Below are 13,449 nucleotides of genomic sequence, written 5' to 3'. Positions count from 1 at the left end.
GGACGCCGCTTTTTATGAAAAACGGAAAGGAGAGATCCTCTTGGCATTTTCTGCAGCTGCCAAAAAGAGCGAGCCCAAGATGAGCCGTGCGCTTGTCCGGCAGGAGACCATCGCCGGTTATCTGTTCCTGCTGCCCAGCCTGATCTTCTTCGTCGGCTTCGTCATCTACCCCATGTTCATGTGCGTGTTCACCAGCTTCTTCGACTCGACAATGAACCGTGCCGATGTCTTTGTCGGTCTGGCTAACTATGTGGAGCTTTTCGGCGACAAGGTGTTTCTGGGCGCATTGCGCAACACCCTCATCATTGTTATCGTGTCGGTGCCTATCACCTGCATCTTCTCGCTGTGGGTGGCCTCCGCCATCGTCAACATGCCCCCGTGGGCAACCTCGCTGTTCCGCGTCATCTTCTACCTGCCCGTTGTCACCGGCTCTGTTGCCGTCACGGTCGTGTGGAAGTGGATGTTCAACAACTACTACGGCATCTTTAACTATCTGGGCAAGTCGATGGGCCTCCTCGACCAGAACATCAACTGGCTGGGTGATCCCCGCTATGCGCTGGGCTGCATTATCCTGATCCTGCTCACGACCTCGGTCGGCCAGCCCATCGTGCTGTATGTCTCGGCCCTCGGCAATGTGGACCAGTCCCTTGTGGAGGCTGCGGAGGTTGACGGCGCCACCAAGCTGCAGGCCTTCTGGAAGATCAAGTGGCCGCAGGTCATGCCTACCACGCTGTACATTCTGGTCATCACCACGATCAACTCCTTCCAGTGCTTCGCACTGATCCAGCTGTTGACCTCCGGCGGCCCGAAGCATGCCACCGACACCATCATGTACTACATCTACTACACCGCCTTCAAGCTGTACCGCTACGGCTACGGCAACGCGATGGGCGTTATCCTCGCCATCATGATCGCCGTGCTGTCCGCTGTGCAGTTCAAGGTCACACAGTCTAACGAGTAAGGAGGGAAATCGAAATGGAAGCAACGAAAACCGCTGCCCCTGCTGCAGTCGAGCAGACCAAAAAGAAAAAGAAGAAGATTTCCCCCTACATGGTGTTCAGCACCGTGGTCATCGTTGTGCTGGCCATCGCGTTTGCGTTCCCGCTGTACTGGATCATCACCGGTTCCTTCAAGACGCAGGTGTCCATCAACGCCACCACGCCCGAGTGGTTCCCCAGTGAGTGGGTCGGCACCAACTATGCCAAGCTTTTCAGCCGCCAGAAGGCCCCCCTGTGGGAGTTTGCCGTGCCGTTCAGCAGCCACTTCAGCGCCGACGGCAAGGATGTCATCTGGTGGGCCGGCCCGCAGGTGCCCGCCGCTATCCGCTGGCTGGTCAACACGGTCTTTATGGCCGTTGCCTCGATGATTTTGACCTGCGTTACCTCCGCCATGGCGGGCTATGCGCTGGCCAAAAAGCGCTTCATCGGCCGCGGCGTGCTGTTTACGCTGATCGTCTGCGCCATGGCCCTGCCCAAGCAGGTCATCCTGATCCCCCTACTGCGTGAGATGAGCAGCCTGCAGCTGTACAACACGATCTGGGCGGTCATCTTCCCGATCGTGGGCTGGCCGTTCGGCATCTTCCTGATGAAGCAGTTCAGCGAGGGTATCCCCGGCGAGATGCTCGAGGCTGCCCGCATTGACGGCGCCAGCGAGCTGACCACCTTTACCCGCATTGCGCTGCCCATCATCAAACCGGGCATCGGTGCGCTGGCGATCTTCACCTTCATCAACTCTTGGAATGACTACTTCATGCAGTTGATCATGCTGTCCAGCACCAGCAAGCTGACGATCTCTCTGGGCATTGCCAAGCTGCAGGCCGAGAACTCGACCGACTACGGTCTGATCATGGCCGGTGCCGCGCTGGCTGCCGTGCCCATCATCATCGTGTTTCTGGCGTTCCAGAAGTATTTCACAAAGGGCATCACAATGGGTGCTGTTAAGGGCTAAAAAAGCCTTCCCCCTTGGGGGAAGGTGTCTGTGGGCCCGACCACAGACGGATGAGGGGCAGTCTGCCGGGGATTGCCCGCAAACGGGCCGTGTCAGCAGGCTTCGCCCTCATCAGTCACCTTCGGTGACAGCTTCCCCCGAGGGGGAAGCCTTTATATAAAATAAAAGTAAATGTTCCCGCAGCCATAAACGGGTACGGGCGCAGCAGAGCCGCGCCCCTACATTCATTTTAAAATCCATACCAAGTTACGAACAGGGAGTGTTTGTATAATGAAAGACATCAACAAATACCGCGGCATTATCCCCGCATTTTATGCCTGCTATGCACCGGACGGCTCGATCTCGATCGAGGGCGTCAAGGCGCTGACCCGCCACCTGATCGCCAAGGGCGTCAAGGGCGTCTATGTCGGCGGCTCCTCCGGCGAGTGCATCTACCAGCACCCCGATGAGCGCAAGGCCGTGCTGGAGGCCGTCATGAGCGAGGCGAAGGGCAAGATCACCGTCATTGCGCATGTCGCCTGCAACAACACGGCGGACTCGGTCGAGCTGGCCGCCCACGCCGAGAAGTGCGGCGTGGATGCGATCGCTGCCATCCCGCCGATCTACTTCCACCTGCCGAACTACGCCATTGCCGACTACTGGAACGCGATGAGCGCCGCCGCCCCCAACACCGAGTTCGTCATCTACAACATTCCGCAGCTGGCCGGTACCGCCCTGACGATGCCGCTGCTGCAGGAGATGCTGAAGAACCCGAATGTCATTGCCGTCAAGAACTCCTCGATGCCCACGCAGGACATTCAGCTGTTCAAGGACGCCGGCATCGCCGCCCGCGGCGAGGATGGCTTTGCCGTCTTTAACGGTCCCGATGAGCAGTTTGTCTCGGGCCGCGCCATGGGTGCCGACGGCGGCATCGGCGGCACCTACGCCGTCATGCCGGAGCTGTTCATCCGGATGAACGAGCTGGTCGAGCAGGGCAATCTGCCCGCAGCCCGCGCCATCCAGTACAAGGCTGACCGCATCATCTACAAGATGTGCGAGGCCCACGGCAACCTGTACGCCGTGCAGAAGGAGATCCTGCGCCGCATGTACGGTCTGGAGCTGGGCGGTGTGCGCGCCCCGCTGCCGAACCTTATCCCCGAGGACGAGGCCGTTGTGGCCGAGGCGCAGCGTATGATCGAGGCTGCCGTTGCAGAGCTGTAAAGGAGTGCGGGATGCTCGTAGATTCGTTTGATTATATTGCGTGCTACAAGGGGCTGCACCCCAATCTGGACACGGCCATCGACTGGCTGAACAGCCACACGCTGGATGCGCTGGAGAACGGCCGCACGATCATTGACGGCGAGAATGTCTTTGTCAATGTGATGGACGCCGACCTGCGCGATGCCGAGGGCGCAGCGTTTGAGTACCACCGCCGCTACGCTGATCTGCAGATCGACCTTTCCGGCGGCGAGCATTGGGGCTGGGCATCCGAGGGCAGGCCCGAGGGCGAGTTCAGCACCGAGAGCGATGTGGGCTTTGCGTCCGGCCCGGAGCATGCGGGCGGCGAGCTGGGAGAGGGACGGTTTGTCATCTTCTTCCCCGGTGAGCTGCACAAGCCCAGCTGCAAAACGCCCGGCTGCGACCATGTGAGAAAAGCCGTGGTCAAGATTTTGATGAAATAATAAAAGTAATGCATTGTGGTTCTGTAGGGAGCGGTCTTGACCGCTCCGCGGGACCTTGCACCGGCCACTGCGCTCCCGGGTGGCATGTATGCCACCCTTACAAGTAGGGGACGCATATATGCGTCCCGGGAGCTTTGCGGTTGCCGCGAACGGGCACGGAGGGGTCAAGACCCCTCCCTACAATGCTTACATAAAAAGGAGTTTGCCACCATGACCCACGAACAAATTTTCAACCAAATCAAGGGCGGTCTTATCGTGTCCTGCCAGGCGCTGGAGCATGAGCCGCTGTACACGAAGGAGGGCGGCGTTATGCCGCTGATGGCAAAGGCCGCCGCCCAGTCCGGCGCGGTGGGCATCCGCGCCAACACCGTGCGTGACATCACCCAGATCAAGGCGGTCGTTGACCTGCCGATCATCGGCATCATCAAAAAGGATTACCCCGGCACGCCGATGTACATCACCGTCACGATGAAGGAGGTCGATGAGCTGGTTGCCTGCGGCGTGGATATTCTGGCCGTGCAGGGCACCGGTGCATTGCGCCCGGACGGGCAGACGAGCGCGGACTTTATCCGCGCCGTCAAGGAAAAATACCCCGACCAGCTTGTCATGGCCGACTGCGACAACATCGAGAACGCCATGGCGTGCGCGGCGGCCGGTGCGGACTTTATCGGCACGACGATGCGCGGCTACACGCCGGAGACGAAGGGCATCGATGACGTCGACTTCGGCTTCATTGCACAGCTGGCGCGCGAATGCCCGGCCAGAATCATCGCCGAGGGGCATATCCACACGCCGGAGCAGGCCGTGCAGGCACTCTACGCCGGTGCGTTTGCGCTGGTCGTAGGCGGTGCGATCACCCGCCCTGCCGAGATCACAGCCCGCTACACCGCCGCCATCAAAAACCACAAATAAGCAGGTGCGCTATGAGTACAATCTATCTGGGCGTTGACATCGGCGGCACGGCGGTCAAGCTGGGCCTTGTCGATGAGACCGGCCGCGTGCTGCGCCGCGCTGAGCGCAGTGTCAGCTTTGACGGCTATAAGACGCCGATTATTGAAACGGTGCAGCGTGCGATCCGTGATTTTCTGGCCGAGGACGCACCGAAGCTTGCGGGCATCGGCGTGTCCGCCACCGGGCAGATCGACAGCCGCCGCGGCGTGGTCGCGGGGACCTGCGGCAATTTCCCGGGGTGGATCGGCGTTGACATAAAGGGCACGCTGGAGCGTGCCTTCGGCCTGCCGGTGACGGTGGCCAACGATGCCAACTGTATGCTGCTGGGTGAGGTATGGGCCGGTGCGGCCAAGGGCTGCACCGATGTTGTCGGTGTGACGCTGGGCACGGGTGTCGGCGGGGGAATCCTGACCGGCGGCCGTCTGCTCGAGGGTGCGCGGGGCCTTGGCGGTGAGCTGGGGCATTTCCGGCTGCACGCGCTGGACGGCGTGGCCTGCACCTGCGGTGCCATCGGCTGCTATGAGCGGTACGCCGCCACGACCGCGCTGGTGCGCGATGCGCAGCGGATGGGGCTGGACGCCCCGGACGGCCGCGCCATCTTTGAGGCGGCTGCGGCCGGTGACGCCCGCACACAGGCCGTGCTGAACCACTGGATCAACGAGATCGCACAGGGCCTTGCCGGGCTGGTGCATATCTTCAACCCGCAGCTGATTTTGATCGGCGGCGGCGTCAGCGCGCAGCAGGCGCTGCTGATCGACCCGCTGGCTGAAAAGGTGCGCGCCAGCGTTATGCCTGCTTTTGCCGAGGGGCTGGAGGTCAAGGCCGCCGCCCTGCAGAATGACGCCGGTCTGGTCGGCGCGGTGTATTATTTCAGGGAGATGCACGAAAGATAAAAAGAGCGCCTTCCCCCCAGGGGGACGCCTTAACAAACAGTAAACCCCCGACCGCCCGTAAAACAGGCGGTCGGGGGTTCTTTATGGCTTTAGGAAATAGCTTTGGCTGCGCGGGAATCAGGCAAACGGATTCTCGGTGGGATAGGGCAGGCTCTTGGGCTGGTTGTAGGCAATGTCCGCGATGCCGAAGAACTTCAGCACCTCAAACAGGGTCTTGCCATAGTGGCCGAAGGCAACCGCGCCGTGGTGCGGGTAGCGCTTCTGGATAAGCACATGGCGGTAGAAGCGGCCCATCTCGGGGATCGCAAAGATGGCAATACCGCCGAAGGACCGGGTAGCCACGGGCAGGATCTCGCCCTCAGCGATGTAGGCGCGGAGCTGGCCCTCGCTGTCGCACTGCAGGCGGTAGAAGGTGATGTCAGAGGGGGCAATGTCGCCCTCCAGCGTGCCGCGGGTAAAGTCGGGATCGCTGCCGACCGGCTCCAGCAGACGGTGCTGGATCAGCTGGTACTTGACGGCGCGGTCGCCGCACATCTTGCAGGCGGGGGTGTTGCCGCAGTGGAAGCCCATGAAGGTGTCAGTCAGCTTGTAGTCAAACTTGCCGCTGATGTCCTCGTCATAGATGTACTTCGGCACGCTGTTGTTGATATCCAGCAGGGTGACGGTGTCGCCAGAGGCGCAGATGCCGATGTACTCGGACAGAGCGCCGTAGATATCGACCTCGCAGGAGACGGGGATGCCGCGGCTGACAAGGCGGGAGTTGACATAGCAGGGCTCAAAGCCGAACTGGGAGGGGAAGGCGGGCCAGCACTTGTCGGCAAAGGCAACATACTTTTTGCTGCCCTTGTGGTTCTCGGCCCAGTCGAGCAGGGTCAGCTCAAACTGTGCCATGCGGGCCAGCAGGTCGGGGTAGTAATGGCCCTCGCCCATCTCGGCAGCCATGTCCTTGCAGACCTCCTCGATGCGGGGGTCATTGGCATGCTCTTTGTAGGAGACGAGCAGGTCCAGCTCGGAGTTCTCCTCGATCTCAACACCCAGCTCATACAGGCCCTTGATGGGGGCGTTGCAGGCAAAGAAGTCCTGCGGGCGGGGGCCGAAGGTAATGATCTTCAGGTCGCGGACGCCCAGAATGGTGCGGGCGATGGGGACGAACTCGGCCATCTTGTCGGCGATCTCCTCGGCGGTGCCGACGGGATACTCGGGAATATAGCCCTTGAGGTGGCGCATACCGAGGTTGTAGGAGCAGTTCAGCATACCGCAGTAGGCATCGCCGCGGCCGTTGATCATGTCGCCGTCACCCTCGGCAGCGGCCACGAACATGCAGGGGCCATCGAAGAACTTGGCGATCAGGGTCTCGGGGGTCTCAGGGCCGAAGTTGCCCAAAAAGACGGTCAGCGCGTTGCAGCCGGCCTCGGTCACCTCGGCAACGGCCTTCTGCATGTCATGCTCGTTTTCCACGGTGGTCTTGCACTCGTAGAGGGCAACGCCCTTTGTCTGGCAGGCGGCCGCAATGGCAGCGCGGCGCTTTTCGCTCAGTGCGATAGGAAAGCAGTCACGGCTGACGGCGATAATGCCGAGCTTGACCTCAGGAATGTTGGTGGATTTCATGGTGGTTTCCTCCCTTTTATGTGATGCGCTGTAGGGGGCGGGCATGCCCGCCCCGCAACATTGCGTTTGCTGCCCGTGAATGGGTTGCGGTTTGTATGTACAGGGCCGGACATCTGTGGCCCCTGCGGCGCGGCAAGAATCAGATATGGATATTCTCCCCGACCAGCCCGACATAGGCACCGGCTTTGGCCTCGGTGCTTTCGGCGTGGGCGAGCAGCCATTTGTTGCAGGCCCACAGCAGCGGGTCATCGCCGCCGTTGTTCTGGATGTCCGGCTTGGCGGTGTTTGTGCCCTTGGGCAGCGCGACCAGCACGCGGAAGCCCTTGTCGGCATCGACATGGCAGGGCGCGTAGTGCAGGGTCGTGGCGTAGACCTCGACCAGCGTGCCGGCCGGGGCGCGGAAGGCTTTGACCTTGGCGGTGTCAAGCTTGCCGTCCTCGATGTCCTCCATCCGGGCCAGCAGCAGGACGAAATCCTCGGTGCCGAGGTTGAACTCGCTGTCGCGGTGATATTCCAGACAGTTTAAGTAGGTATTGTGGCCGTTGCACCAGCCCAGCTGGCAGGGCATGCCGCCGAACAGATGCTCCGACACCTCCACGGCGGCGGGCAGCTCCTGCAGGCGCTCGTCCTCTGCAACATAATCCGTTGCGGCGGGCAGCGGGGTGGTTGCCAGCGCGGCCAGTATCTCGGCCTTGGCGGCCTCCAGCCCGGTCACAACACGGCCGTAGGGCTTGAATTCCGGGTCATTTACCGAATAGATCTTCATTGCAGTGCCTCCATTGCGGCGTAGGACGCCTTCAGTGCGGGATAAAGCGTATGCCACAGGGCATAGCGCGCGTTGTATTTTTCTACGATTGCGGGGTCAGGCTCGGTCGTGCTTTTGGCGTGTACCAGCGCATCGGCACAGGCCTGCACGCTGGGATATGCCCCGCAGGCAACGGCCGCCAGCATGGCGCCGCCGTAGCCGGGGCCCTGCTCGGTCTGGGGCAGCGTCAGGGGGATGCCCAGCACATTGGCCAAAATTTCGCGCCAGAGCGGGCTTTTGGCACCGCCGCCGCAGAGGGTGCTGGCGGCGATCTCAACGCCCTGCGCACGGGCGATCTCCACACAGTCGCGGATCGCAAAGGCCACGCCCTCCAGCACGGCCTGTGTCAGGGCGGCGCGCGGGGTGTCCATCCGCAGGCCGAGGAAGGCACCGCGGGCGGCGGGGTCGTTGTGGGGGCTGCGCTCGCCCATCAGGTAGGGCAGGAAGTAGACATCATTCGCGCCCAGCTTATCGGGGGTGATGGGGGCCTGCTCGGCGGCAAAGTTCTGCGTGTGCAGGATCTCCTCATTCCACCACTTGTTGCAGCTTGCGGCGGAGAGGATGCAGCCCATCAGGTGGTAGCCGCCGTCCGCGTGGGCAAAGCTGTGCAGGGCGTTGCGGCTGTCAACGCCGAAGGCGTCGCTTGTGATAAAGACGGTGCCGGAGGTGCCCAGCGAGATGTTACACCTGCCGCCGCCCACCGCGCCGCAGCCGACTGCCGCAGCGGCGTTGTCGCCCGCGCCGGCGCAGACGATGACATCGGCCGGCAGACCGAGCCCGGCGGCGGCCTCGGCGGTCAGGGTGCCGACAGGCTGCCAGCTTTCAAAAAGCTTGGGCAGCTGCGCCTCGCGCACGCCGCAGAGGTTTAGCATCTCGCGGCTCCAGCATTTATGCTCGACATCGAGCAGCAGCATGCCGGAGGCATCGGAGTAGTCGGTGCAGTGGACACCGGTCAGCCTGTAGTTGATATAGTCCTTTGGCAGCATGATCTTCTCGATGCGGGCGAAGTTCTCCGGCTCGTTGTCGCGCAGCCAGAGCAGCTTGGGCGCGGTGAAGCCGGCAAACGCGATGTTGGCGGTGTAACGGCTCAGCTTGTCCTTGCCGATCTCGTTGTTCAGGTAATCGACCTGCTTCTGGGTGCGGCCGTCATTCCACAGGATGCAGGGGCGGATGACTTTGTCATCTTTATCCAGAACGACAAGGCCGTGCATCTGGCCGCCTGCGCCGATGCCCTTGACCAGAGAGGCATCGAAGCCCTGCAGCAGCGCGGGGATACCGTCACAGACGGCGTCCCACCAATCGGCAGGCTCCTGCTCGCTCCAGCCGGGGTGAGGGAAGGCAATGCCGTACTCACGGCTGACGATGTTGTCGATCCGGCCGGTCTCGTCCATCAGCAGCAGCTTGACGGCGGAGGTGCCCAGATCAATGCCGATGTAATACATAGCGGTTTCTCCTTCTTGGAAACAGAATTCCTTTTTAAAACTATTTTACCTGTTACCCCCTTGCACTGGCAAGAAAGAGTGTATAAAATAATAGACATAAGTTTGGATTTTGCGTCGAAAAGGAGTGCGTACAATGCTGATCTACGAGGCCGAGCGCTCAGACCGGCGGGGGTATCTCTACTGCCAGCGTGACCACAATTTCAGCTTCCCCGCGCATCTGCACCACAGCTATGAATTTTTGACCGTGCAGGCCGGGACTCTGACCTGTACACTGGAAACAGATACCTTTGAAATCCACCCCGGCGAGGCCCTGCTGGTGCTGCCGGACCAGATCCACAGCTACCACACAAACGGGGCCTCCCAAAGTGTGCTGTGGATATTTTCTGACGATTGGGTGCCGGAATTTTCGGCCCAGCTGGGGCAGCGGGCCTTTGCGGACCCGGTGTTCCGCATTGAGGCTGCGCCCCTGATGGAGCTGCTTTGGCAGGGCAACAACCGGTGCAAAAAGCTTGCGGGGCTGTACATGATCTGCGGTGCTGCGCTGGAGCAGTGCCCCCTGCGCCCGCGCCCCCAGCAGGACGCGGACGCCCACCTGTCGGCCCGCATCATCAACTATGTGCAGCAGAACTATACCGGCAGCCTGACGCTGGAGCAGATGGCGCGTGACCTTGGTTATAATTATACCTATCTGTCGGCGTATTTCAACCAGCGGCTGCACACGGGCTTTCAGGATTTTGTGAACCAGTACCGGGTCAGCCATGCGGCCATGCTGCTGCAGGGCAGCAGCATCCCGGTCACCCAGGTGGCGGAGCAGTGCGGCTTCGGCACGATCCGCAGCTTCAACCGCGTATTTTTAAAGTCATTGGGCATGTCGCCAAGCGCCTTCCGCAAGCAGAACCGATGAAAAAGGCCCTCCCCACCCGGGGAGGGCCTTGGTGCTGCAGGCGGGTCACCGCTGCAGGTATTTTGCAAGGGTGCGCAGGAGGGTGTCCGGCTCAAGCGGCTTGGTCAGATGCTCGTTCATGCCGGACTCATGGGCGCGGCGGCGGTCCTCGGTAAAGGCGTTGGCCGTCATCGCAAAAATGGGGATCGCTGCGGCATCAGGGCGGTCAAGGGCGCGGATGGCGCGGGTCGCCTCGTAGCCGTCCAGCTGCGGCATCATGACATCCATCAAAATGGCATCGAAGGTGCCGGGGGCGGACGCGGCAAAAAGCGTCACCGCCTCCTGCCCGTTGCGGGCGGCGGTCGTGCGCAGACCGGCGTTTTGCAGCAGGAACTCGGCGATCTCAAGGTTCAGGTCGTTGTCCTCGGCCAGCAGGATATGCTTGCCCTGCAGCGCCGAAAGGTCGGCCGGTGCGCCGGGCAGCGGCTGCGGTGCCGCTGCGTGGTCGACCGCAAAGGGCAGCGTGATATAGTAGGTCGTGCCCTCGCCCTGACGGCTGGTGAACTCGATGGTGCCGCCCATTGCATCAATAAGGGCCTTGGCAATCGGCATGCCCAGCCCTGTGCCGCCGTAGGTGGAGCGGGCGTCCAGCAGCTCCTGCGCGAACGGCTCAAACAGATGCTTCTGGAATTCCTCACTCATGCCGATGCCGGTATCGGCGCAGGTAAAGCGAATCCAGGCTTTGTCGCCCTCGCTGCGCAGCTCATGCAGGGTCAGGGTGATGCTGCCGTTGTCCTTATTGTACTTGATGGCGTTGGAGATGATGTTCATCACAAGCCGCTTTACATGCAGCGGGCTGCCGATAAGGTCGGGGTGGGGCAGTGCGATGTCCTCGCAGCGGATGGTGATGCCACGCTCGGCGGCCTGCTTTTCCAGCACATCGCACAGGCCGGTCAGCAGCGTGACCATATTGAAGGGGCGATGCTCCAGCACAATCTCGCCGGACTCCAGCTTGCCCATGTCCAGCACCTCGTTGACCAGCTCAAGCAGCAGGCCGGAGGCCTCCCAGATCTTTTCGCGGCATTCGGCCTGCTTGGCCATGTCGGTGCTGTAGTGGTTGCCAATCTCGATCATGCCGCGTATGCCGTTGATGGGGGTGCGGATGTCATGGCTCATCCGCTGCAGAAACTCGGTCTTGGCGATGTTGGCAGCCTCGGCCCGGTGGGCGGCCTGCTCGAGCGAGGCCTGATAGGCGTGCTCCTGCCGGGCTTTTTCCTGCTGATAGTTCTGCAGCGTGCGGCGGCGCACCAGCTCGATCATCAGCACGATGAGCAGATAAGCCACCGAGGTAAACATCAGGTTTTTGATGGTCTTGGTGTAGATCGTGCCCTCGGGCAGGTAGGCGTAGACATAGAAGTCGCGCCCCTGCGTGGCATAGCCGAAATACCCCCGGGAGCGTATGTCAGCATCCCGCACATAGACCATCTGGTCAAAGCGGCCGTGCTCACGCAAAAGCTGCAGCGGCAGCACAGCATCGGGGGCAAGCCCGAGCAGGCTTTCGTCATTGGAGGCGATGATCGAATCGCCGCGGGCCACAACAAGGGTACCGTCGCCGGGGATCGTGAAGCCCGCCAAAAGATGCTGGCAGTTGAGGTTATAACTGTGTACATAGTCGGTCGGGGTGTGGTAGAACGCCGCTACGATGCCGTCCGCATCAGTCCTGGCCGATGCGGCAAGGTCAAGGTAGGAGTCATCGTCACAGACCAGCCGGACGGAGTAGGTCTTTTTCGGGTGGTCGGCCACATCCAGCAGCGGCGCGGTGGCCAGCTCCTGCAGCAGTTGCTGCGGCAGCGCCCCCTCCTTGCTGAAGTACTGCACCACATTGCCGTCCCGGTCCAGCACGGCTACACCGGTCAGGTAGTGGTTTTCCGCACAGCGGGACAGCACCTCCGCCTCAACCGCATCGGTGCCGGTTTGAATATCGCGCGCACACTGCTCGCAGGCCTCGGCAATGCGCAGCATGCTTTTGGACTCGGTAGCCAGCGACAGGCTGGTGTAGTCATCGCACTGATCCTTTATATAGTCCACACGGCTGGCAAAATTCTGCTCACCCTCAAAGTTGTCGGTCCGGATCGAATACGCGCCGATGATCAGCAGAAGCAGCAGACCGATCACAACGGTCAGCAGGCGAAAGCCGAGGATGGCGCGGCGGGGTTTAGTCTGCATAGCCGTCTGCCTCCAGATATTTGTCGGGATCTGCAAGGTAGCCTGCCAGAATGCTGCGGGTGGTGCCATCGGCCTGCATCTCCTCCAGCGTGGCGGAAAGCGCCTGCGCAATGCCGCGGTCATCGCTGCGGGAGAAGGCAACGCCCAGCTCCACGGCTTCAAGCGGCTCCTCAAGGATGCGGAACTCGAAGCCGTAGTCCTTCATAAACTGCAGGATCGAGATCTCGTGCGCGGCCACGGCATCAGCATAGCCCTTGGCAAGGTAGCTGTAGATCAGCTCCCGCTTCTGCAGCGAGTGGAGCGCGCGTATCTCGGGGATGCGGGGGTCATTGCCATCGAGAAACAGGCTCTCGGGCTTGGTGGTGGCCTGCACGACCACAGTCTTGCCCGCCAGATCGGCAAGCGTCTGAATGTCGCTGTCCGGCATGACGGCTACGACCTGTTGGCTGTACATATACGGCCCGGCCCAAGTGTATTCGTCCGCGCGGCCGCTCATTGAAAAGCTGCTCCAGATGCAGTCGATGACGCCGTTTTCAAGCAGCTCGTTTTTTTCGGCCCAGTTGATCGTGACAAATTCGGGGCGGTAGCCCATGCGGCGGAAGGCCTCGTCGGCCAGCTCCACATCAATGCCGACAGGCTTTCCGTCGGAGTCTACATAAGTAAAGGGCGGGTAGTTATCGCAGCCGACGGTGATGACCGGCAGGTCAGCATTTGCGTCGGCGGTGTCTGCGGCACAGCCTGCCAGCAGCACGCCGGTAAGCCAGAGAGCCAGAAGCAGACAGAGAAGATGCTTGCGCGGTTGTTTCATAGGGCGGCCCCTCGTTCTCAAAGCTACTGTGTTATAAGTCATACTATAAAAGGCAACACCGCACAATTCCCGCCTGACGGCTTAAGCACCGCTCCGGCGGCTGCGGCACGGCATCTGCGTTGCCAAAATGCTCGATAATACACAAAGTATTATCTGCGCTTTTGGCTTAGCAGCTGCCGCACCTCGCTCGCCGTATCGGCACTTAGAATTATGCGGTATTGCCAT

12 protein-coding genes are annotated in these 13,449 nt (G+C 61.3%); 7 read left to right on the top strand and 5 right to left on the bottom strand.

All coding sequences use genetic code 11. The features are described 5' to 3' along the window. Positions 1-79 precede the first annotated feature (79 nt). The 6 genes from OGM67_10760 (at position 80) to OGM67_10735 (ending at position 5,452) form a co-directional block, all read left to right on the top strand. Complete coding sequence (locus OGM67_10760) at positions 80-961, top strand: sugar ABC transporter permease (GenBank protein ID UYJ36223.1); 882 nt, start codon at positions 80-82, stop codon at positions 959-961. 14 nt (positions 962-975) lie between these two features. Beyond that, complete coding sequence (locus tag OGM67_10755) at positions 976-1,947, top strand: carbohydrate ABC transporter permease (protein UYJ34058.1); 972 nt, start codon at positions 976-978, stop codon at positions 1,945-1,947. A gap of 270 nt (positions 1,948-2,217) precedes the next feature. Further along, a complete protein-coding gene (locus tag OGM67_10750) occupies positions 2,218-3,147 on the top strand; it encodes a dihydrodipicolinate synthase family protein (protein UYJ34057.1) in 930 nt (309 codons plus the stop codon). 11 nt (positions 3,148-3,158) lie between these two features. Then, positions 3,159-3,608, top strand: a complete 450-nt coding sequence (locus OGM67_10745) for a YhcH/YjgK/YiaL family protein (GenBank protein ID UYJ34056.1) — start codon at positions 3,159-3,161, stop codon at positions 3,606-3,608. A gap of 210 nt (positions 3,609-3,818) precedes the next feature. Continuing rightward, a complete protein-coding gene (locus OGM67_10740; GenBank protein UYJ34055.1) occupies positions 3,819-4,520 on the top strand; it encodes an N-acetylmannosamine-6-phosphate 2-epimerase in 702 nt (233 codons plus the stop codon). A gap of 11 nt (positions 4,521-4,531) precedes the next feature. Continuing rightward, positions 4,532-5,452 (top strand): ROK family protein, encoded by a 921-nt coding sequence (locus OGM67_10735; GenBank protein ID UYJ34054.1) that lies wholly within the window; start codon positions 4,532-4,534, stop codon positions 5,450-5,452. A 117-nt stretch (positions 5,453-5,569) separates the two neighbouring features. Here the strand turns inward: OGM67_10735 and OGM67_10730 are convergent, their stop codons facing one another. The 3 genes from OGM67_10730 to xylB form a co-directional block, all read right to left on the bottom strand. Further along, on the bottom strand, positions 5,570-7,060 hold the full coding sequence (locus OGM67_10730) for a fucose isomerase (GenBank protein UYJ34053.1): 1,491 nt from the start codon (positions 7,058-7,060) through the stop codon (positions 5,570-5,572). Between the two features lie 139 nt (positions 7,061-7,199). Beyond that, positions 7,200-7,826, bottom strand: a complete 627-nt coding sequence (locus tag OGM67_10725; GenBank protein UYJ34052.1) for a DUF4867 family protein — start codon at positions 7,824-7,826, stop codon at positions 7,200-7,202. Continuing rightward, positions 7,823-9,307 (bottom strand): xylulokinase, encoded by a 1,485-nt coding sequence (gene xylB / locus OGM67_10720; protein ID UYJ34051.1) that lies wholly within the window; start codon positions 9,305-9,307, stop codon positions 7,823-7,825. The genes OGM67_10725 and xylB overlap by 4 nt, the downstream gene beginning before the upstream one ends. Positions 9,308-9,440: 133 nt before the next feature. Here xylB and OGM67_10715 point away from each other — a divergent pair, with 133 nt between their 5' ends. Then, positions 9,441-10,211, top strand: a complete 771-nt coding sequence (locus OGM67_10715) for an AraC family transcriptional regulator (GenBank protein UYJ34050.1) — start codon at positions 9,441-9,443, stop codon at positions 10,209-10,211. 45 nt (positions 10,212-10,256) lie between these two features. On the opposite strand, the gene OGM67_10710 is transcribed toward OGM67_10715, so the two are convergent. Further along, complete coding sequence (locus OGM67_10710; GenBank protein UYJ34049.1) at positions 10,257-12,416, bottom strand: ATP-binding protein; 2,160 nt, start codon at positions 12,414-12,416, stop codon at positions 10,257-10,259. After that, positions 12,406-13,224, bottom strand: a complete 819-nt coding sequence (locus tag OGM67_10705) for a transporter substrate-binding domain-containing protein (GenBank protein UYJ34048.1) — start codon at positions 13,222-13,224, stop codon at positions 12,406-12,408. Before OGM67_10705 ends, OGM67_10710 begins: the two co-directional genes overlap by 11 nt. Positions 13,225-13,449: the final 225 nt, after the last annotated feature.

The organism is Oscillospiraceae bacterium, from assembly GCA_025757985.1.
In the GTDB taxonomy this organism is placed as follows: domain Bacteria; phylum Bacillota; class Clostridia; order Oscillospirales; family Ruminococcaceae; genus Gemmiger.
The sequence above is the reverse complement of the archived record's forward strand: the minus strand, read 5'-3'. Positions and strand labels throughout refer to the sequence as shown.